19 protein-coding genes and 1 other RNA gene are annotated in these 20,779 nt (G+C 63.0%); 10 read left to right on the forward strand and 10 right to left on the reverse strand.

The window, feature by feature from the left end:
* Window positions 1–32: 32 nt before the first annotated feature.
* A complete protein-coding gene (locus NTA49_RS00635) occupies window positions 33–1,559 on the forward strand; it encodes a D-alanyl-D-alanine carboxypeptidase family protein (protein WP_258292714.1) in 1,527 nt (508 codons plus the stop codon).
* Window positions 1,560–1,569: 10 nt separating this feature from the next.
* Here the strand turns inward: NTA49_RS00635 and NTA49_RS00640 are convergent, their stop codons facing one another.
* Window positions 1,570–2,445 carry a LysR family transcriptional regulator gene (locus tag NTA49_RS00640; protein ID WP_258292715.1) on the reverse strand — a complete coding sequence of 292 codons (876 nt, stop codon included), beginning with the start codon at window positions 2,443–2,445 and terminating at the stop codon, window positions 1,570–1,572.
* A 101-nt stretch (window positions 2,446–2,546) separates the two neighbouring features.
* On the opposite strand from NTA49_RS00640, the gene NTA49_RS00645 reads away from it, so the two are divergent.
* On the forward strand, window positions 2,547–2,699 hold the full coding sequence (locus NTA49_RS00645) for a hypothetical protein (RefSeq protein WP_258292716.1): 153 nt from the start codon (window positions 2,547–2,549) through the stop codon (window positions 2,697–2,699).
* A 10-nt stretch (window positions 2,700–2,709) separates the two neighbouring features.
* Here the strand turns inward: NTA49_RS00645 and NTA49_RS00650 are convergent, their stop codons facing one another.
* From NTA49_RS00650 to NTA49_RS00670, 5 genes are all read right to left on the reverse strand, one after another.
* The gene (locus NTA49_RS00650) at window positions 2,710–4,293 is read right to left on the reverse strand and encodes an ABC transporter ATP-binding protein (RefSeq protein WP_258292717.1); all 1,584 of its coding nucleotides are present in this window, start codon (window positions 4,291–4,293) and stop codon (window positions 2,710–2,712) included.
* A complete protein-coding gene (locus tag NTA49_RS00655; RefSeq protein ID WP_258293185.1) occupies window positions 4,290–5,390 on the reverse strand; it encodes an ABC transporter permease in 1,101 nt (366 codons plus the stop codon). The genes NTA49_RS00650 and NTA49_RS00655 overlap by 4 nt, the downstream gene beginning before the upstream one ends.
* A 77-nt stretch (window positions 5,391–5,467) precedes the next feature.
* The gene (locus NTA49_RS00660; RefSeq protein WP_258292718.1) at window positions 5,468–6,562 is read right to left on the reverse strand and encodes a microcin C ABC transporter permease YejB; all 1,095 of its coding nucleotides are present in this window, start codon (window positions 6,560–6,562) and stop codon (window positions 5,468–5,470) included.
* A 7-nt stretch (window positions 6,563–6,569) separates the two neighbouring features.
* Entirely contained in the window at window positions 6,570–8,549 is a 1,980-nt protein-coding gene (locus NTA49_RS00665; RefSeq protein WP_261368081.1) for an extracellular solute-binding protein, read from the reverse strand.
* Between the two features lie 209 nt (window positions 8,550–8,758).
* Complete coding sequence (locus tag NTA49_RS00670) at window positions 8,759–9,262, reverse strand: c-type cytochrome (RefSeq protein WP_261368051.1); 504 nt, start codon at window positions 9,260–9,262, stop codon at window positions 8,759–8,761.
* 132 nt (window positions 9,263–9,394) lie between these two features.
* Here NTA49_RS00670 and NTA49_RS00675 point away from each other — a divergent pair, with 132 nt between their 5' ends.
* Together NTA49_RS00675 and NTA49_RS00680 are read left to right on the forward strand one after the other, a co-directional pair.
* Window positions 9,395–10,225, forward strand: coding sequence for a prephenate dehydratase (locus tag NTA49_RS00675; RefSeq protein WP_258292721.1), 831 nt, complete (start codon window positions 9,395–9,397; stop codon window positions 10,223–10,225).
* A 158-nt stretch (window positions 10,226–10,383) separates the two neighbouring features.
* The gene (locus NTA49_RS00680; RefSeq protein WP_258292722.1) at window positions 10,384–11,430 is read left to right on the forward strand and encodes a PAS domain-containing sensor histidine kinase; all 1,047 of its coding nucleotides are present in this window, start codon (window positions 10,384–10,386) and stop codon (window positions 11,428–11,430) included.
* A 24-nt stretch (window positions 11,431–11,454) separates the two neighbouring features.
* Here NTA49_RS00680 and NTA49_RS00685 read toward each other — a convergent pair whose 3' ends face one another.
* On the reverse strand, window positions 11,455–11,922 hold the full coding sequence (locus NTA49_RS00685) for an SRPBCC family protein (RefSeq protein ID WP_258292723.1): 468 nt from the start codon (window positions 11,920–11,922) through the stop codon (window positions 11,455–11,457).
* Between the two features lie 41 nt (window positions 11,923–11,963).
* A complete protein-coding gene (nudC, locus tag NTA49_RS00690; protein WP_258292724.1) occupies window positions 11,964–12,932 on the reverse strand; it encodes an NAD(+) diphosphatase in 969 nt (322 codons plus the stop codon).
* Between the two features lie 138 nt (window positions 12,933–13,070).
* Between nudC and NTA49_RS00695 the strand changes: the two genes are divergently transcribed.
* From NTA49_RS00695 to recR, 6 genes are all read left to right on the forward strand, one after another.
* Window positions 13,071–14,936, forward strand: coding sequence for a 5'-nucleotidase C-terminal domain-containing protein (locus NTA49_RS00695; RefSeq protein WP_258292725.1), 1,866 nt, complete (start codon window positions 13,071–13,073; stop codon window positions 14,934–14,936).
* 43 nt (window positions 14,937–14,979) lie between these two features.
* An RNA gene (gene ffs / locus NTA49_RS00700) (signal recognition particle sRNA small type) lies at window positions 14,980–15,078 on the forward strand.
* A gap of 84 nt (window positions 15,079–15,162) precedes the next feature.
* The gene (locus NTA49_RS00705) at window positions 15,163–15,525 is read left to right on the forward strand and encodes a YidH family protein (RefSeq protein WP_258292726.1); all 363 of its coding nucleotides are present in this window, start codon (window positions 15,163–15,165) and stop codon (window positions 15,523–15,525) included.
* A gap of 70 nt (window positions 15,526–15,595) precedes the next feature.
* On the forward strand, window positions 15,596–17,347 hold the full coding sequence (locus tag NTA49_RS00710; protein WP_258292727.1) for a DNA polymerase III subunit gamma/tau: 1,752 nt from the start codon (window positions 15,596–15,598) through the stop codon (window positions 17,345–17,347).
* A gap of 64 nt (window positions 17,348–17,411) precedes the next feature.
* Window positions 17,412–17,756: a YbaB/EbfC family nucleoid-associated protein gene (locus NTA49_RS00715; RefSeq protein WP_258292728.1), complete on the forward strand. Its 345-nt coding sequence runs from the start codon at window positions 17,412–17,414 to the stop codon at window positions 17,754–17,756.
* Window positions 17,757–17,845: 89 nt separating this feature from the next.
* Window positions 17,846–18,439, forward strand: a complete 594-nt coding sequence (recR, locus tag NTA49_RS00720; protein ID WP_258292729.1) for a recombination mediator RecR — start codon at window positions 17,846–17,848, stop codon at window positions 18,437–18,439.
* Between the two features lie 74 nt (window positions 18,440–18,513).
* On the opposite strand, the gene NTA49_RS00725 is transcribed toward recR, so the two are convergent.
* Window positions 18,514–19,692: a type III PLP-dependent enzyme gene (locus NTA49_RS00725; protein ID WP_261368053.1), complete on the reverse strand. Its 1,179-nt coding sequence runs from the start codon at window positions 19,690–19,692 to the stop codon at window positions 18,514–18,516.
* A 276-nt stretch (window positions 19,693–19,968) separates the two neighbouring features.
* Complete coding sequence (locus NTA49_RS00730; RefSeq protein WP_258292731.1) at window positions 19,969–20,727, reverse strand: DUF1013 domain-containing protein; 759 nt, start codon at window positions 20,725–20,727, stop codon at window positions 19,969–19,971.
* Between the last annotated feature and the right edge of the window lie 52 nt (window positions 20,728–20,779).

Below are 20,779 nucleotides of genomic sequence, written 5' to 3' on the forward strand. Positions count from 1 at the left end.
GTCACGAGGCAGTTAACAAAGGCAGGTTTCCAGTGAAGGTTCGGCGCACCCAGTCGGCCCGTTTCGGGCTATTCGTTTTCATTGCACTGTGGATGCTGGTGGTTTTGCCGCTCAGCGCGATCGCTGCACCCTATGCCGCCTATGTGATCGATTCGCGCACCGGCGAGGTTCTGCATGAACACAACGCCACATCGCGTCTGCATCCCGCATCGCTGACCAAGATGATGACGCTTTATATTGCGTTCGAAGCGGTCTCGAACGGCGAGATCACGATGGATACGCTGGTGACCGTCTCGAAAAAGGCGGCGGCGGAAGAGCCGTCGAAACTGGGGCTGCGCGCGGGCCAGAAAATCAAGCTGCGCTATCTGGTACGCGCCGCCGCAGTCAAGTCCGCGAACGATGCGGCCACGGCCATCGGCGAGGGGATCAGCGGATCGGAGGCCGCGTTTGCACGGCGCATGAACCGCACGGCCAAGGCGCTTGGCATGACCCGCACCACCTTCAAGAACATGCACGGGCTGACCGAAGAAGGGCACCTGAGCACGGCGCAGGACATGACGATCCTGGGTCGGCATCTGCTTTATGATTATCCACAATACTACAACCTCTTCTCGCGCACGTCTGCGGACGCGGGCGGCACGACAGTCTATCACACCAACCGCCGCTTTCTGGCCGCCTACAAGGGCGCGGACGGGATCAAGACGGGCTATACACGCGCCGCCGGGTTCAACCTGACGGCGTCGGCGCAGCGCGGCGACGAGCGTGTCATCGTCACCGTCTTCGGTGGCAAATCGACCGCGTCGCGCAACGCAAAGGTGGCGGAACTGATGGACCTCGGCTTTCGCCGCGCGCCCAGCAACGCACCTGTCCGCAAGCCAGGCGGCCCGGTCTATACCGACGAGCCCGTGCTGATGTCGGACAGCGACGTGCAGGCGGACGGCAGCAAGACCATCCAGGTGGCCGGAAACGGCGTGCGTGCAACCGGCAAGGTGATCCGCGTATCGGGTGCGATCACGCGCAGCCTGCGCCCGACATTGCGCCCCGGCGAAACACCGCAACCGGTTCTTGTCGCCCAGGCGCCGCCGCCCGTGGTTTCGCCCACCGACATTTCCGCAGCCCTGGTCGAGGCGCAGGCGGCAGCATTGGCTGACGCCACGCCTGCCGTTGCAGAGGCCGTCGTGGCCCCCAAATCGACATCGGTGCGCCCCGTGCAGCGGCCCGAGGATGAAACCATCGTGGCCAGCCTTGAAACCGTCGCGGAAGCAGCGCCTGAACCCGTGCCCGAGCCCGAAGTCGTCACCCGGCTGTCCACCTCGGGCGGACGCCACTGGGGCGTGAACGTGGGCCGCTTTCCCAGCCGGTATCACGCGGAAAAGATCCTGCTGAAAACCGCACTTACGGAAATGTCGACACTCGATGGCGCGCTGCGCAAGGTCGTGCGCCGCCCCCAAGGGTTTGACGCGCATTTCGTCGGCATGACCCGCGACACCGCCGATCTGGCCTGTCGGCGGCTGCAGGCGCGCAACATGACCTGCTTTATGGTCGGTCCTGCGTCGTAAACCCCCGCCGCTAGGTCTGAACCTGCCGCGCCAGCCAGCGCACGAAGGTGCGCAGGCCGGGACGCATCACGCCGGGGCGCGTCACCAGATGATAGCCTGCACCTGCTTGCGGCTCTTCGAACAATTGCACCAGACGCCCCTCCCTGATGTCCGCCGCCACAAATTCGCGGACGATCACCGCGATCCCCTGCCCGCTGCGCGCCGCATCCAGCACCAGATTGCCCGGCATCTGCATATGGGCCAGCGCCGCCCCCTGCTCGACGCCCTGTCTGCGCAGCCACGTGGTGCTTTCCGTGGTGCCCAACTCCTCCAGCCAAGGCAGGCAGGCCAGATCGGCAGGCGTGGCCACGGGACGCCCCGCGATCAGCGAGGGCGCGGCGACCACCACGATGGGTGAGTTCAAGAGCATCTGACAGTCATAGCGCGGCCAGGGCCCGACGCCGTAGCGGATGGCCAGATCTATTCCGCCAGGGCTGAGTTCGGCCAGTTGCGGCGTGGGGTCGATCAGCAGCTTGATCCCCGGATTGCCGGCCTGAAACGCAGGCAGGCGCGGCATCAGCCAGGACGCGGCGAAGGTGGGCGTGGTCGACACGTGCACCGCGCGCGCATCGCTGACGCCGGTGATATCCTCGACCGTGCGGGCGATGTTGCCAAACCCTTCGCTGCAGGCCTGCGCCAATACTGCCCCGGCTTCGGTCAGTTCCAGATTGCGCCGCGCCCGGTCCACCAGCGGCACGCCCAGATGATCCTCAAGGCTGCGGATCTGCTGGCTGACCGCCGCGTGGCTGACACCCAGCGTGGTGCCGGCACCCGCCAACGTGCCCCGCTCTGCAAAGGCCGCAAAGGCCCGCAAGGCGGCCAGCGGCGGCATGTGACGCCAATCCATTTGAAACCCCAGCTTACATTTTAAAAATCCAATTAAGTCGCATGGTTTCCGCGTCAGGCGCATAAAGCAAGGAGGAAAACACGAAAGCGAAAGGACACGCCATGCTGAACATTTATGCCAGAACTTTCAGAACCGCCACGCGGACAGACACCGCGCATGAACACGAAAAGCCGGATGTGCCGCGCAAACGCTGGGTGCCCGAAGGTCACTGGTTCACCCAACCGCTCCGCAAGGGCGAGCCGGACAAGCGGTAGGCCCCGCGCCTCAGTGTGTCGCTTGCAGCAGCGTCTGGGTGTATTCTGTCTGCGGATTGTCGAACATCTCGGCCGCGGTGCCATGTTCGACCACGTGGCCCTGTTTCATCACCATCACCTGATGCGACATCGCGCGCACGACCTTCAGGTCGTGGCTGATGAACAGGTAGGCCAGCCCGTATTTCTTTTGCAGATTGCGTAAAAGCTCGACGATCTGCACCTGCACGGTCATGTCGAGCGCGCTGGTGGGTTCGTCCAGCACGACCAGCTTGGGGCGCAGAACCATAGCGCGGGCAATTGCGATACGCTGGCGCTGGCCGCCGGAAAACTCGTGCGGGTAGCGGTCCATCGTCGCGGGATCGAGGCCGACCTCGACCATGACTTCGCTGACCAGTTCGCGGCGATCACGGTGCGCGTCCACTTTGTGGATCGTCAGCCCCTCGGCGATGATCTGTTCGCAGGTCATCCGCGGGCTGAGTGACCCGAAGGGGTCCTGAAACACGATCTGCATTTCCGACCGCAGGCGGCGCAACTCGCGGGTGGACCATTTGCGCACGTCCTGCCCCATGTAGACGATCCGCCCCTCGGACGAGATCAGCCGCATGACCGCCAGCGCCAGCGTGGTCTTGCCCGAGCCGCTTTCGCCGACAATCCCCATGGTCTCGCCCGCGCGCACCGTAAGGCTGGCGTCATTCACCGCTTTCACGTGGCCGGTGACACGGCGCATCAGGCCGGTCTGGATCGGAAACCAAACCTTCAGGTGTTCGGTTTCGGCCACCACGGGCGCATCTGCGGCGATAGGCTCGGGCGCGCCGGTGGGTTCGGCCCCCAGCAGCATCTTGGTGTATTCGTGCTGCGGATTGGCGAAAATCTCGGACGTCAGCCCGCTTTCGACCACTTCGCCGTGGCGCATCACGAACACCCGGTCGGCGATGCGACGCACGATGCCCAGATCATGGGTGATGAACAGCATCCCCATGTTTTCGGTCTGCTTCAGATCGGCCAGCAGGTCGAGGATCTGCGCCTGGATGGTCACGTCCAGCGCCGTCGTCGGTTCGTCCGCAATCAGCACGTCGGGCTGGTTGGCCAGCGCCATCGCGATCATCACCCGCTGACGTTGCCCGCCCGACAACTGGTGCGGATAGGCGCCCAGACGGCTTTCGGCGTCGCGGATGCCGACCTTGTCCATCAGTTCCAGAATACGCGCGCGCGCCGCCTTGCCCGCAAGGCCTTGGTGCAGCGCCAGGCTTTCGGTCAGCTGCTTTTCGATGGTGTGCAGCGGGTTCAGCGAGGTCATCGGCTCCTGAAAGATGAACGAGATGTCATTGCCGCGCACCTTGCGCAGCAGCGCTTCATCCGCCCCGATCATTTCCTGCCCGTCATAGCGCACCGACCCCGTGACCTCAGCACTGTCACCCAGCAGTGACACCGTCGACAGCGCCGACACCGACTTGCCCGAACCGCTTTCGCCCACCAGCGCCACGGTTTCCCCGCGCGCCACGGTAAACGACACGCCGCGCACCGCGTGCGTCACGGCACCGTCCTGCCGGAACGAGACGTTCAGGTTGTCCACCTTCAGGATCGGGTCGGTCATGAAAACGTCTTTCGCGGGTCAAAGGCGTCGCGGATGCCCTCGAAGATGAAGATCAGCAGCGACAGCATCACGGCAAACACGGTGAAGGCAGTAAATGCCAGCCAGGGCGCTTGCAGGTTCTGTTTGGCCTGCAATGTCAGCTCGCCCAGCGACGGGGCCGAAGAGGGCAGACCGAAGCCGAGGAAATCGAGGATCGCCAGCGTCGAGATCGTGCCGGTGATGATGAACGGCAGCATCGTCAGCGTCGCCACCATCGCGTTTGGCAGCATGTGGCGGAACATGATCGTCATGTTGCCCACGCCCAGTGCGCGCGCCGCACGCACGTATTCCAGGTTGCGCGCGCGCAGGAATTCGGCCCGCACCACACCCACAAGGCCGGTCCAACTGAACAGCACCAGAAGAAACACAAGCAGCCAGAAACTGCGCCCCAATATCGCGAACATGATGATGATGACGTACAGACTGGGCGTCGATGACCAGATTTCGATGATCCGTTGAAAGATCAGATCGGTCCAGCCGCCGAAAAACCCCTGAACCGCGCCCGCGATGATCCCGATGATGCTGGCCGCGCCCGTCACGATCAGCGTGAACAGAACCGACAGGCGAAAGCCGTGGATCACCCGCGCCAGCACGTCGCGCTTGGTGCCGTCGGTGCCCAGCAGGTTCTGGCTGTTGGGCGGCAAGGGTGCAGCGCCCGGACGGTCGACGGCGGTGTTGAACGAATAGGGGATCAGCGGCCAGATCGCCCAGCCGCGCTGGATCTGTTCACCCGCGATTTCACCATCGGCGGCATCCAGGATCAGCGCATCCGGGTCGTCGAAACACGCGTCCATGCCGCCCGTCGCGATCAGGCATTTCACCTCCGGATCGCGGTAGATGGCCTCGGTCTGGAAATCGCCGCCGAATTCGGTTTCGGGGTAAAAGTTCCAGATCGGCGTGTAGAATTCGCCCTGATAGCTCACCAGGATCGGCTTGTCGTAGGCCAGGAACTCGGCAAACAGGCTCAAGCCGAACAGCACCGCGAATATCCACAGCGACCACAAGGCACGGCGGTTTTTCTTGAAGTTGGCCCAGCGTCGTTTGTTCAGAGGTGACATCGCGAATGCACTGCGGCGCGGGGCGGGCGTGACGCCCGGTGTCGGCTCAGGCACGACGGGATCGGTTTCGTGGACCATCAGCCCTCCCTCCGCTCGAAATCAATGCGTGGATCGACCAGCACATACATCAGGTCCGACAGGATGCCGACCACCAGCCCGATCAGGCCGAAGATGAACAGCGTGCCGAACACAATGGGATAGTCGCGCGCGACCGCGGCCTCGAACCCCAGACGGCCCAGACCGTCCAGCGAAAAGATCGTCTCGATGATCAGCGAGCCGCCGAAGAACACGCCGATGAACACCGCCGGAAAGCCCGCGATGACGATCAGCATGGCGTTGCGAAAGACGTGACCATAGAGCACGCGCCGCTCTGACAGACCCTTCGCGCGGGCAGTCATGACATAGTGTTTCTTGATCTCGTCCAGAAAGCTGTTCTTGGTAAGCAGGGTCAGCGTGGCAAAGGCGCCGATGGTGCTGGCCAGTACCGGCAGGGTGATGTGCCAGACGTAATCCTTGACCTTGCCCCAGGCGCTGAGCGTGTCGAAATTGTCCGACGTCAGGCCGCGCAGCGGGAATATCTGCCAATAAGATCCGCCCGCGAACAGCACCAGGAGCAGGATCGCGAACAGAAAGCCGGGGATCGCATAGGCGGCGATGATCGCGCCCGAGGTCCATGTGTCGAACCGCGAGCCGTCCTTGACCGCCTTGCGGATGCCCAAGGGGATCGAGATCAGGTAGGCGATCAGCGTCGACCACAGGCCAAGGGTGATCGACACCGGCAGTTTCTCGATCACCAGATCGACCACGCTGACAGAGCGGAAATAGCTCTCGCCAAAGTCGAAGCGCATGTAATTCCAGACCATGTTCAGAAAGCGTTCCACGGGTGGCTTGTCAAAGCCGAACTCGCGTTCAAGCTCGGCTATGAACTCGGGCGGCAGGCCACGGGCACCGATGTACTTGCTGTCCGACGCGGTGTTCAGCGCGTCCATGCCTCCGGCGTCGTTGTTGCCCCCGGCAAAACCCTGGAACACGTCGCCGCCGCCTTGGGCGCGGGCGATGGCCTGTTCGACCGGGCCACCGGGCACGAATTGCGTCAGAACGAAATTAACCAGCAGAATGCCCAGCAGCGTCGGAAGGACCAACGCCAGCCGTCGTAGAATATAGCCGCCCATATGCGGTTTACCTCAGTGCGCCGGACGCGCGCAGGGCGTCGGCTTTTTCCTGATCGTACCACCAGAAGTCCAGATAACCCAGTTCGAACGGCGGGATGGTTTCGGGATGTTCGTACTGGTCGTAATAGGCGACCCAATGGTTGGGATTGTACCAGACCGGGATCATGAAGAATTCATAGCGCAGGGCGCGGTCCAACGCCATCAGCGCCGCCTCTTCCGCCTCGCGGGTTTCTGCGTTCAACGCCGCATCAATGGCCGCATCGACCAGCGGGCTGGCAAGACCGGCGGGGTTGAACAGTGAAAACGCCGCAGTTTCCGATCCGTATTGCTGCATCAGACCCGTGCCCGCGCCCAGGAACGCGCCGTATTGATCATAGACCAGATCATAGTCACGATCGCGCTCGCGGCTGGTGTATTGCGACGCATCGACCTTTTCCAACGTGATGTCGACGCCCAGTTTGCCGACGTTCGAGACGTAGTTTTCCATGACGCCCGACAATGTGCCGGACGCGGCCGAGTTGAACAGGAAGTTGATGCTCAGCAGCTCTCCTTGGGCGTTGCGGCGCATGCCGTCATCGCCCACGGCCCAGCCCGCATCATCCAGCAGACGCATCGCCTTGCGCAGGTTGCCGCGGTCCAGAAGCCGCTCCGGACTGGAAGTGTGGGGCACAAGTGCGGGTTCCGTCAGCACCTCTTGCGGCACCAGATCGCCGAAGCTCTCCAGCAGGGCCAATTCGTCGCCTTCGGGCACACCCGTCGCCATCAGTTCGGTGTCCTGGGTAAACGAGGCACGCTGGCTGAACAGACCGTATTGCAGGCTTTCGTTGGTCCATTCAAAGTTGAAGGCCAGCGCCAGCGCCTGACGGACCCGGCGGTCCTTCAGCGGCTCGGAGCCGAGGTTGAACACGATACCCGAGGGTGCGGGCGGCGCGCCGTCAATCAGATTCTCGATCTTTATCGCGCCGCTCTCCACCTTGGGAAAGTCGTAACCCGTCGCCCATTTGCGCGAATCCGTTTCGCGGCGAAACGTGTATTCGCCCGCCTTGAATGCCTCGAACGACGCGGTGTCGTCACCGAAATACTCGATGCGGATCTGGTCAAAATTGTTGCGGCCCACGTTGAACGGCAGGTCGGCGCCCCAGTAATCAGGGTTGCGCTTGTAGACGATGCGGCGGTTCACATCGACGCTGTCGATCATGTAGGGGCCGGAACCGGGCGAGACGTCCAGTCGGCTTTCGTCCAGCCCTGCGCCGGTCTTTTCATACCACGCCTTCGACCACGCAGGGACGCCGCCGACCTGGTCGATCAGGCTGCGCCGCGAGATGCCGGGGGTGAAGTAGAACTTGATCGTGTGATCGTCGATGACCTCGACCTTGGGAATGCGCTGGCGCACCGCATCGGCGTAGGATTTCAAACCCTCGTCCAGAAGCAGGTTGTGCGAAAACTCGATGTCATGGGCGGTGACGGGCGTGCCGTCGGAAAACCGCGCCTCGGGGCGCATGTAGAAGATCACCCAGTTCTTTTCGGCGTCATATTCCAGCCGCTCGGCCAGAAGGCCATAGGATTCGCCATAGACATCCGCAGGCACCGCAGCGCCGGTCGGCCCCTCGCCCAGAAGGCTTTCGTACATGATCGTCGACAGCGCCCCGGCACGCCCCTTTCGGGTGTAGGGGTGCATGCTGTCGAAGGTGCCCACCACACCCAGCGAAATCTCACCGCCCTTGGGCGCATCGGGGTTCACGTAGGAGAAATTCTTGTAGTCCTCGGGATAACTTAGATCGCCGTAGAAGGAATATCCGTATGTCTCGATGATCTCTGCACCAGCCGCGCTGTCCGCGTCACTGCCGTGATTTTCGGCCCAGGTTGGCAGGGCCAGTCCCAACGCCAGCAACACGGTAAGCCCTGCCGCCCAAAGACCCCTTTGCGATGTGGCACTGCGGGCCTTGGCGATGGCGCGGGCCTGTGGTCGGCGGTGGTGGCGTGACATCATGATAGCGGTCCTTTTCGATGGGATCGGTTCGGCGACGTGTTGCAAAGCAATATGGCATGCTCACGCTAAATGGCCAGCAGCACCGGATACAAGTTGCGTTTGCGTGAGCGGCGGCAAATTGACCGTACCCTACCCCTGCAGGAGACAAAAAAGGCCGCCTGCATGTGCAAGCGGCCCTTTGGTCAATCAGATACAAGCGGATCAGATCAGTTTGAAACGCTTTGAATATAGGCGATCACGTCGGCGCGGTCCTGCGGCTTGGGCAGACCGGCGAAGCCCATTGTCGTACCCGGCGCATAGCCGCGCGGGTTTTCGATGAAGCCGCTTATCTCTTCGGGGGTCCAGGCACCTTCGAGGTCGTTCAGGGCGGAGGAATAGTTGAACCCCTCCACCGAGGCGATATCGCGGTTTACGGCGCCATCAAGGTGGGGGCCCGTGCCGTTCGACCCGTCAAGCTTGTGGCAGGCCGAGCATTTGCGGAACACACCGGCACCGGATTCGATATCGGCTGAGGCCAGCAGTTCGTCGAAGTTCACTTCCTCGACGGGTTCCGCTTCGGCGGCGCTGTCGGCGACCTCGATCACATAGGCCGCTTCGGCATGGGTTTCCGCATGGTACAGGCCTTCGGCTGCCCACTTGCCCAGCAGGAAAATAAGAAGCGCACCGCACACGGCGCCTGCAACCTTTGTTATCGTCATAGTGTCGAACATTTGTCTCGCATCCACGTCTATGGGTTTGGCGCGGTTTCTACGGCTTCCCCTTGGCTGTGGCAAGGTGTAGTTACCGCGACCAATCGCCCTGCCCCCGCAAAGACCGGGCGGCCCACTGACAAAGGATCTATCATGCCGGACCGCATCGCCTTTCAGGGAGATCTGGGTGCCTACAGCCACGAGGCCTGCCTGAAGGCGCGGCCCGACGCGATCCCGGTGCCCTGCACGACGTTCGAGGACGTGATTGCCGCGGTGAAATCCGGGGCTGCGGACCTGGCCATGCTGCCCGTCGAGAACACGACCTATGGCCGCGTCGCCGACATTCACCGGCTGTTGCCCGAATCCGGGCTGCGCATCGTGGGCGAAGCGTTCGTGCGGGTGCGGATCGCATTGATGGCCAACCCCGGCCAGACGCTGGACGATATCAAACATGTGCGCGCGCATCTGGTGCTGATACCGCAAGCCCGCGCGTTTCTGGACGCGCATGGCATCACCGCCGAAGCTGCCGCCGACAGCGCCGGGGCCGCCGCCGATATCGCAAGCGCCGGTGAGATGGGCGTGGGCGCGCTGGCTTCGACCGTGGCAGCGGACATCCACGGGCTGACGGTTCTGGCCGACGGCATCGAGGATCAGGGCCACAACACCACGCGGTTTCTGCTGATGTCGCCCCAGGCCGATCACAGCCGGCGCGGCGACCGCATGATCACCACATTCGTCTTTGAGGTGCGCAACATTCCCGCAGCGCTCTACAAAGCGATGGGCGGCTTTGCGACCAATGGCGTCAACATGACCAAACTGGAAAGCTACATGGTCGGCGGTGCGTTCACCGCGACGCAGTTCTATGCCGATATCGAAGGGCATCCCGACGATCCAGCCGTGGCGCGCGCGCTTGAGGAACTGGATTATTTCACCAACATGATCGAGGTTCTGGGGGTCTATCCGGCCGCGGACGGGCGCAACTAGGCGCGGGTGCAGGGGCTTGGCCGCAGGCCCCGAATATCCAATTGCATCAAGCGTTTCTGCATCGTAGTGTTTTTTCGATCAGCCGCGCGACCCTGGCCAGCAGATGGTTCTCAGGCGTCCGCCCTGCTGTTACGATATTCATGACCTGAGCCTGCCAAATGCCTGATTCCTTTGAAAAATACAGTCTGACCTGGCATGTGACTCCCGAGGTTCTGGGTGTTCTCAGCATCAACGGCAAGTTCGAAAACACCAACCCGGCCTGGTACAAGGTGCTGGGCTGGCGCGCGGACGAGGTCGAAAGCAAGCATTTCCTGGACCTGTTGCACCCCGATGACGTGGAGCGCACTGCGCAGGCCTTCGAAACGATCCAGACGGGTCGGCCGATCATGGGGTTTGAAAACCGCTATTTGCACCGCGATGGCAGCTTTCGCTGGCTTTCATGGAACTGCGTGCCCGAAGGCGACCGGTTTTTCTGCTCCGCGCGTGACGTGACCGAAGACAAACGCAACAGGGCCAACCTGAAGAACCGCGAGGAAGAGGCCCGCTTTCGCGAACAGTTCATCGCCATTCTGGGCCATGACCTGCGCAATCCGCTGGCTGCGATCAATGCCGCGACCCGCATGCTGCAGCGGCGCGAGGAAGACGCGGACAAACAGCAGCTGATGACCGGCATTCAGGATTCGGTTGCGCGGATGTCGGCGCTGATCAACGACATGATGGACTTTGCCCGCGCGCGGCTGGGCAACGGCATCAACCTTGCCACGTCTTCGGACGTCTCGTTGCAAAAGGTGCTGCGTCACACGCTGGACGAAATCCAGCTGGCGCATCCTGATACCGAGTTCGAAACCCATTTCGATTTCGCCGATCCGGTGGTGGCCGACGCGATGCGGATCGCGCAGCTGGCATCGAACCTGCTGTCGAACGCCGCAACCCACGGCGACAGCAGCGCGCCTGTGCATCTGCATGCGCGCGATGTGGGCAACGATCTGGTGATCACCGTGAAGAACGGCGGCACGCCCATTTCGACGGAACGGCTGGCCGGTATATTCGAGCCGTTTTCCGGCTCGGAGCCCGACTCGGAGCAGCATGGGCTGGGTCTGGGTCTGTATATCGCCAATCAGATCGCACTGGCGCATGGCGGCAGGATGCAGGTGCAATCGGACGAAAACGGGACAGTTTTCACCTTCACGCTGCCGCGCGGGTGATCGAGCCCATAATCAGGCCAGAGTTCAGGCCTGGCGCTTGTACCGGTCTTCCATGCCCTTGGCATAGTCGGCGACACGCAGCTTGAACCGATTGGTCAGTGAGGTCTTTGCCAGTTTCAGCGATTGCACCAGCAGCCGTGCCGACAGGTTCAGCGGCTGGATTTCCAAAGCGATAACAACCCGCGTACGGCTGCGGGAAAGCGCCATCAGTTCCACCTGAAACGTCCCCTCAAGCCCCGGCGAGCGATAGGCTATGACCATCTCGTTGGGCCGCTCGAAGCGGATCATCTCAAGCTTGACGTTGCGCATCTTGCCGCGCATCGAAAATGCCACATCCCAGGTCATTCCGACGCCCGGATTGTCCATCTTGTCGGTGCGCAGCACTTCGGCACCGCGCCGCATGGCCGAGCGTTCGAACCCTTCGAAGTCGCACAGCATGTCGAACACTGCATCAATCGGGGCTTCAATATCCTCGCGGGTGGAAAATTTCATGTGTCGCCCTGATGTCTTTAAAGAATATCGACAGTTTCTTCTTAATCCAGCGTGTCTGCAAGCCAGTTTTCCAGCAAAAACTGTGCAATTGCTCCTTTTCGGGCGGGCAACATGCGGGGATGCTCGCCTGCGAAGGCCTGGACCATTTCCTCGCGCGAGACCCAGATTGCGTCTTCGATCTCGACCGGGTCGATGTTGATTTCCGTGCTAAGCGCGACGCCCCGACAGCCGAACATCAACGAGGCCGGGAACGGCCAGGGCTGGCTGGACAGATAGTCGACCTGCCCGACGTGGATGCCGCTTTCCTCGAACACTTCGCGGCGCACTGCGGCCTCTAGGGTTTCGCCCGGCTCGACAAAGCCTGCCAGCAGGGAATACATCCCGTCGGGCCATCCCGGCGAGCGGCCCATCAGCACCGAATTGCCGTGGGTAATCAGCATGATCACGACCGGATCGGTGCGGGGAAAGTGGCTGGCGTGGCACGCGGGGCAATCGCGTTTCCAGCCGGCATCGGCGATTTCGCTTGCCGCGCCGCATTTGGAGCAGAAGCGGTGGCTTTCGTGCCATCCGATGATCGCCTTGGCGGTGGCCGCCAGTTCCGCGTCACGCGGGCTGAGCCAGGTCATGATCCGGCGCAGTTCGGCAAAGACTTCGAGGTCTTCGAGCGTCGGGTGATGCTGTTCGCTGGGGTCCAAAAATCCGCCCAGCGCGGCCATGTCGGTCTGGTCCGGTTCCCATTTCGACACATCGAAGGCAAAGCGCGGCGCGCCGTCCTCGCGGCCTAGAAAGATTGGCTCTTCCACCGCATCGCGCAGGATCGGGTGGTCCATCGGCAGGCGCATCAGCACCGTGGGCCGGATGCGCACGATCAGCGGCTTGCCCCGCCACAAGACGATTGCGCGCGCATCGGGATGCGTCCGCGCGGCGGCCATCGCCTCGGGGTTGGCCCGTATCTCGCCTGCGCGGTCCAGCGCGGACCCTCCGAAAGTCACCTGCTCTGCGGTCTTCATTTTATCGTCTCCTGCGGTCTGCCCTACCTGTTGCATGAGAGCCATAGGGGTTCAATCCCGCGAAAAACCTCTGGACCCCACGGTGCCACAACCTAAGGTTTCCCAATTGCTTTTATTTTTACTTGAAGACTGTTTTCAATGACATCGCTGACGCTGCCACTTCGTGACACCACGGGCGCACCCTTGATCGTTGCCGATCTGTGTATTCTGGCGACCAGCGATGTTCACATGCACCTGACCGCCCATGATCACACGCTGGATGTGAAGCGGCCCGAAGGCGGGCTTTCACGGGTGGTCACGCTGATCGAACAGGCCCGTGCCGCGCGCCCCGATGCGCTGGTGCTGACGGTCGACAACGGCGATCTGTTGCAGGGTGCTGCGATGGCGGATGTCATGACCACCCCGGCGCATCTGGCGCAGCATCCCGTCGCGGACTGCCTGACCCTCGGGGGCTATGATGCCATTGGCCTGGGCAACCATGACATCGACTATGGCCTGCGTATCACGCAGCGCCTGTTGGGCGGGCTGAACTGTCCGGTGCTCTGCGCAAATCTGGAAACCGAAACGATGCCATGTCTGCGCCCCTATGCGCTGCTGCAGCATGACATTCGCGGGGACGATGGCCAGATGCATCCGATCTGCGTCGGCGTCACTTCGGTCCTGCCCGAGGAAACCCGCATCTGGAATTTCGCACGGATGGCGCAGGCAGACCGCTTTTCCGACCCGGTTGTGCGGCTTGCGGCGCTGATCCCGCAGATGAAGGCCGAAGGGGCCGACCTGATCGTGGTTCTGGCGCACACCGGCATCGCCGAAGACACTGCCACCGACCGGCACGAGAACTTTGCGCTTGCCATCGCGCGGCTGCCCGATGTGACGGCGATTGTCTGCGGGCATACCCATCTGGCGCTGCCGGGGCCGGACCATGATGGTATTGCAGGCGTCGACGCCGGGACCGGGCACCTGCACGGCGTGCCCGCAGTGATGGCCGGTTTCGGCGCACGCGCACTGGGGGTGATCGACCTGCAACTGGTCCGCTCAGACGCGGGCTGGCAGGTGCGCCATGCCCACAGCACGCGACAGAGGGCGGGCGACGATACCGCAGAGCATCCCGCCATCCTGCGCGCGACCCATGCTGCATCCGCGCTGACCGAAGCGCATATGGCCGCTCCCGTCGGCCACGCCGATGAGCATCTGCACAGCTTTTTCGCCCATATCTGCGCTGACGGCGCAACGCATCTGCTGGCGCACAGCATGAAGCGCACCGTCGCGCGCGCCGCGCGGGGCACCGACGTGGCCGCATTGGCGGTTCTTGTGGCCGCCAGCACGACAGCCAGCGGCGGTGCGGGGCGCGCGCAGAATTTCCTGAACGTGCCGCCGGGTGCCGTGTCGCGCAGGCAGGTGTCGATTGCCCTGCCCTACAGCGATACGGTCTGGGCCGCCTGCGCCACGGGGGCCGAGGTTCTGGAATGGCTGGAACGCAGTGCGGTCGCCTTTAACCAGCTTGGCCCCGCACCACCGGACCAGATGGTGATGCGCGCGGACGTGCCGGGATTCCAATTCGACGTGATCTATGGGCTCGAGGTTACTTTCGACCCGACGCAACCGCCGCGCTATGCCCCCACGGGCCGATTGATCGACCCAAGCGCGCATCGGGTCGCAACCGCGCGGTGGCAGGGCGTGCCCCTCGACCCCCGGCAGCGGTTTCTGGTGGTCGCCAACAGCTTTCGTCTGGCAGGGGGCGGCGCGTTTCCCGGCCTTGCGCCCGACAGGATCGCCCTGCGCACCGACACCACGCTGACCTCTGCGGTCATCGACGCGCTTGCCGAAGGAGCGCCGCCGCCGTTGCCGACCGACACCTGGCGTTTCAAGAAAGGCCTGGGCGTCTCCGCAATCGTGCACACGTCGCCGCAGGCGATCCATCACCTGGACCAGATCGCAGCACACGCCCCCCAGCCGCTCGGCACGACCGACGACGGATTTCTGAAACTGCGCATCTCGCTTTAGTCAGATGGTTGCCATGCCCCACGTCCTTCCCTATATGGGGCGTTGAGAGGTTGGCGCGGGCGAGCGCCTCGCCAACCCGGTCAGATCCGGAAGGAAGCAGCCGTAACGAGTCCCGCTTGGGTCGTTGTCCAATCTCTCACCTTGCCTCCCTTGCGCCGCGAGGGGCATGGCCGTTTCAACGCAGCGGCCGCTTGTCAGCCCCCTCTCCTTGCACCACATAAGCGCAATGTCAGACAAAACCGATTTGGCCGAAGAACGTACCGACTGGGCGGAAGACCGCACCAGTCTGGCCAACGAACGCACGTTCGCGGGCTGGATGCGCACCGGGATGGGTGCCATCGCCGTCGCCATCGGGCTCAAGGCGGTCTTCGGCGCATTCGAGCCGAAGTGGGTCGCCCAAGCCGTCGCCACCATATTCATCGCAGGTGCGATCTTCATGTTCTGGTCGGCACAGCGCCAGGCGAAACGCACACACCAGCGTCTGAAACAGCGCGAGGCGTCGATCAAGACACCGCGCTATTTCATGATCGTGGCGCTGATGATGAGCCTGGGCGGGATCGGCACAGGCGTCATCCTGTGGTCATTGTGAGGTTGTGCGGTAGACGCCGCCGCGCCCAGCACATAGGTTTGGCCGGTCACTCGAATCCAGCAAGGTTGCCATGACCGATACAGTCCCCGTTCAATATCAGGTTCTGGCCCGCAAGTACCGGCCCGAGACCTTTGCCGATCTGGTCGGTCAGGACGCGATGGTGCGCACGCTGAAGAACGCATTCGACGCGGACCGCATCGCTCAGGCGTTCATCATGACGGGCATCCGCGGCACCGGCAAAACCACCACGGCGCGGATCATCGCCAAGGGGATGAACTGCATCGGTCTGGACGGCGCGGGCAAACCGACAACCGAGCCCTGCGGCAAGTGCGAGCATTGCGTGGCGATCATGGAAGGCCGCCATGTGGACGTGATGGAGATGGACGCCGCATCGCGCACCGGCGTCGGCGACATCCGCGAGATCATCGATTCGGTCCACTACCGCGCGGCCTCGGCCCGCTACAAGATCTACATCATCGACGAAGTGCACATGCTGTCGACCAGTGCGTTCAACGCGCTGCTGAAAACGCTGGAAGAGCCGCCCGCCCACGTCAAGTTCATCTTTGCCACCACCGAAATCCGCAAGGTGCCGGTGACGGTGCTGTCGCGCTGCCAGCGGTTCGATCTGCGCCGGATCGAGCCCGAGGTGATGATCGCGCTGATGCGCAAGATCGCCAAGGCCGAGACCGCCGAGATTGCCGACGACGCGCTGGCCCTGATCACCCGCGCCGCCGAAGGGTCGGCGCGCGATGCGACATCATTGCTGGATCAGGCCATCAGCCACGGCGCGGGCGAGACCACCGCCGAACAGGTGCGCGCGATGCTGGGGCTGGCCGACCGGGGCCGCGTGCTGGACCTGCTGGACATGATCCTGCGCGGCGATGCGGCGGGCGCGCTGACCGAACTGGGCGCGCAATATGCCGACGGGGCCGACCCGATGGCGGTGCTGCGCGATCTGGCCGAGATCACCCATTGGGTCAGCGTGGTCAAGATCACGCCCGAGGCTTCCGAAGACCCCACGGTCTCTCCCGACGAACGGCAGCGCGGGCAGACGATGGCCGAAAACCTGCCGATGCGGGTGCTGACACGCCTCTGGCAGATGCTGCTCAAGGCGCTGGACGAGGTCGCCGCCGCCCCCAATGCGATGATGGCCGCCGAGATGGCGATCATTCGCCTGACCCATGTGGCCGACCTGCCCACGCCCGAGGAACTGGTGCGCAAGCTCAACAGCGCGCCGCCCCCTGCCCCCAGCGGCACTGGCAGCTCTGTCGGCGGCGGGGCGGCGGGGGCTGCCACGCAAGCCTACGCCCAGAGCGCCCGCCCGGCTGCACCCGGCGGCGGTGGCGGGCCGACGGCGGCCCTGGCAGTCGACGCCGACAGCGCGCTTGCCCGCTTCCCGACTTTCGAACACGTTGTCGAGCTGATCCGCACCAACCGCGACGGCAAGTTGCTGATCGACGTGGAAACCTCGCTGCAACTGGCCGCCTATCAACCCGGACGGATCGAGTTCGTTCCCACGCATGATGCGCCCCGAGATCTGGCACAACGGCTGGGCGCGCGGCTGCAAACCTGGACCGGCAACCGCTGGGCCGTGATCATCGTCAACGATGGCGGCGCCAAGACCATCGCGGACGTCCGCGATGCCGCCGAGCTGGAACAGCGCGCCGAGGCCGAGGCCCACCCGCTGGTGCAGGCCGTACTGGCGCAATTCCCCAAGGCGCGGATCACCCGCATTCGCACGCCCGAAGACATCGCGGCGGAAGCCCAGGGCGAAGCTTTGCCCGAGGTCGAGGATGAATGGGACCCCTTCGAAGAAGACTGACCCCTTGCCCCGGCAGGGGTGCAGCATCACATAACAGATCAAAGACACACCCAAGGAGACACCAATGCTTAAAGGACTGGGCGGGCTGGGCGACATGGCCGGCATGATGAAAAAAGCCAAGGAAATGCAGGACAAGATGGCGCAGATGCAGGACGACCTGCAAAACGTCATGGTCACCGGCGAATCTGGCGCGGGTCTGGTCAAGGCAACCGCGACGGCCAAGGGCGATCTGACCGCGCTGGACATCGACCCCAGCATCTTCAACAGCGACGACAAGGAAGTGGTCGAGGATCTGATCCTTGCCGCAATCAAGGATGCCCAGGCCAAGGCCTCCGAGAAGGCGCAGGAAGAAATGTCCAAGATGACCGAAGGGCTCGGCCTGCCTGCGGGCATGAAGCTGCCGTTCTGACCGGGCTTCATCTTGCCCCTTAAACTCCCCCCGGAGGGCCGTCTTGCCAAGGGTCCTGCGGGGTTGGATTGCGCGACAAGGACCGCTTTGTGAGTTCGACCGACGACATCGACGCCCTGATCGAGATGATGGCGAAACTGCCGGGCCTCGGGCCCCGGTCGGCGCGCCGTGCGGTCCTGCACATGATCCGCAAGCGCGCCCTGCTGCTGACGCCCTTGGCAGACGTGATGCAGACGGTTGCCGCCACAGCGCGCGAATGCCTGAACTGCGGCAACATCGGAACCACGGACGTCTGCGATATCTGCACCTCGAACAAGCGCCAGAACGGCGAGCTGTGCGTGGTCGAGGATGTGGCGGATCTATGGGCGATGGAGCGCTCGGGCATGTTCAAGGGGCGCTACCACGTGCTTGGCGGCACGTTGTCCGCTCTCGACGCCGTCGGCCCCGAAGAGTTGCGCATCCCGCGTCTTATCGACCGGATCGACGCCGAAGACGTGCGCGAAGTGATCCTTGCGCTGAACGCCACGATCGACGGGCAGACCACCGCGCATTACATCGCAGACCAGCTTGAGGGCAGCGTGACGCTGACCACATTGGCACAGGGCGTGCCCATCGGCGGTGAGCTGGATTACCTTGACGACGGTACGATCACCGCAGCCTTTCGCGCCCGCAAACCTGTCTGAGCCTCTTGTAATTCAAGAAAAAAGGTCGCCTGCCCCTCCCAAAGCAGACGACCCTATTCCGCGCGATCGACCGTTCAGAGAACGATCACATCCAGCGGCGGAAATCCGTTGAAACCGATGGTCGCATAGGTGGTGGTGTAAGCACCGCAGTTGCGAATCATCACCTTGTCACCGGCTTTCAGGCTGACAGGCAACATCATCGGACGCTTTTCGTAAAGCACATCCGCGCTGTCGCAGGACGGACCGGCCAGCACGCAGGGACCCATTTCATCGTCGTCACGGCCTGTGGCGAACTGATAGCGGATCGCTTCGTCCATGGTTTCGGCCAGGCCCGAGAACTTGCCGATGTCCAGATAGACCCAGCGGTGCATGTCGTCGTCCGACTTGCGCGAGACCAACAGCACTTCGGCGGCGATGTGACCGGCTTCGGCGACCAGACCACGGCCCGGCTCTGCCATCACGTAGTCGACGGTGCCGAAACGGGTGCGGACTTCCTGCATGACTTCGGCGGCATAGCTGCGCGGCGCGTCGATGGTTTCACCGTAGAATGCGGGGAAACCGCCGCCCAGGTTCAGCACGGTCAGGTCGTGGCCCGCGTCGCGTGCCATCGCCCAGACTTTTGCCATTTCGTCCAGAACCGGGTTCCAGAACGAGGCGCGGCGGGTCTGGCTGCCGACGTGGAACGAAATGCCGACCGGGCGCAGGCCCAGCTCGACCGCCATGTCCATCAGCGGCACGACTTTCGACGCAGCACAGCCGAATTTGCGGCTCAGCGGCCAGTCGGCTTGCGAATGCTCGACGATCACGCGGATGTAGACGCGAGCGCCGGGGGCGTGCTCCGCCAGTTTCAGCAGCTCTTCTTCCGCGTCGGCGGCGAAGAGGTCGATGCCCACGCCATAGGCGAACGCGATGTCCGAGACTTTCTTGATGGTGTTGCCGAAGGAGATATCGCAGGCTTCCGCACCCTGGCTGAGGCAAAGCTCGATTTCCGCACGGCTGGCCGCGTCGAAACGCGATCCGCGCGCCACGAGGGTGCCAATGATTTCGGGTTGCGGGTTCGCCTTCACGGCATAGTGGATGCGGGCACCGCCGAGGCCATCGGCCAGCGCGTCGTACTGTGCGGCCACGCGCATCGGGTCCAGCACCAGCGTGGGACGCTCGAAATCGCGGCTGGCGATATAGGCAGCGGCACGGTCAGGTGAAATAGCATCAGATGCACGGGCAAAGCCGCGGTGTGTAACGTTCATGGCCATCTCCAATGGACAACCGCCCATCAAAGGGCGGGGTTGATAATCAGAGACGTTACCGTCGCTACATAAACGCGGGTCAGTCAGGTGAACTGACCGGCCAGAGGCGCGTGCGTTGGCGTCTGTGAGGGGCCGTTTATACGCATTGCAGATTCGTGCAATACCTAATTTCCCCTGACGGTCATTTTCTGGATCTGGGCGATTTTCTGCGTCACGTCAGCCCCAACAAAAACGGGCGGCAGGATCGCTCCAACCGCCCGAAAATAGCTGTGGTGCAAAAGCTTACGACTGTTCGTCGTCCTCGTCTTCGTCATGGCCTTCGGGCAGGTTGAAGAGGTTGCCCGCGTCCAGGTGATCGCTTTTCTTGCGGTCGTCTTCTTCGTCATTGCTGGAGAGGCTGAACGTTTCGAGACCTTCAATCGCCGTGGGAATTTTGGGCTCCGCGTCCATGCCGAGGCTCTGCTCGGTGCTGACCAGCTTGCGGCGCTCGTCGTCGGTCATGACAGCACCTTCCGCGGCTTTCTTGGCTGCAGCTTTCTGCACGGCGGCGTCCAGTTCGGATTGCTTGGTCAGACCCAGCGCCACCGGATCGACCGGCTGGATGTTGGCGATGTTCCAGTGCGTCCGCTCGCGAATCGCCTGGATGGTCGGCTTGGTGGTGCCCACCAGCTTCGAGATCTGGCTGTCGGCCAGTTCGGGGTGAAACTTGACCAGCCAATAGATCGCGGCGGGGCGGTCCTGGCGTTTGGACAAGGGCGTGTAGCGCGGACCACGGCGTTTCTCTTCGCCCTGAGCGGCGGCGTTGAACTTCAACTTCAGCCTGTGGAGCGAGTTCTTCTCGGCGGTCTCGATTTCGTCCTGCGTCAGCTGGTTGTTTGCGACGGGATCGAAGCCCTTGACGCCTGCAGCCACATCACCGTCGGCGATGCCCTGAACCTCGAGTTCGTGCATTTCAACGAAGTCGGCGATCTGCTTGAAGCTGATCGTCGTATTGTCCACCAGCCAGACGGCTGTCGCCTTGGCCATGATCGGTTTTGCCATTGTCTCGCTCCTTTAAGCATAACTTTCCCGTCGCCTGAAAGAGGCTGTCCTG

Source organism: Pseudosulfitobacter koreensis (genome assembly GCF_024733015.1).
Lineage (GTDB): Bacteria > Pseudomonadota > Alphaproteobacteria > Rhodobacterales > Rhodobacteraceae > Pseudosulfitobacter > Pseudosulfitobacter koreensis.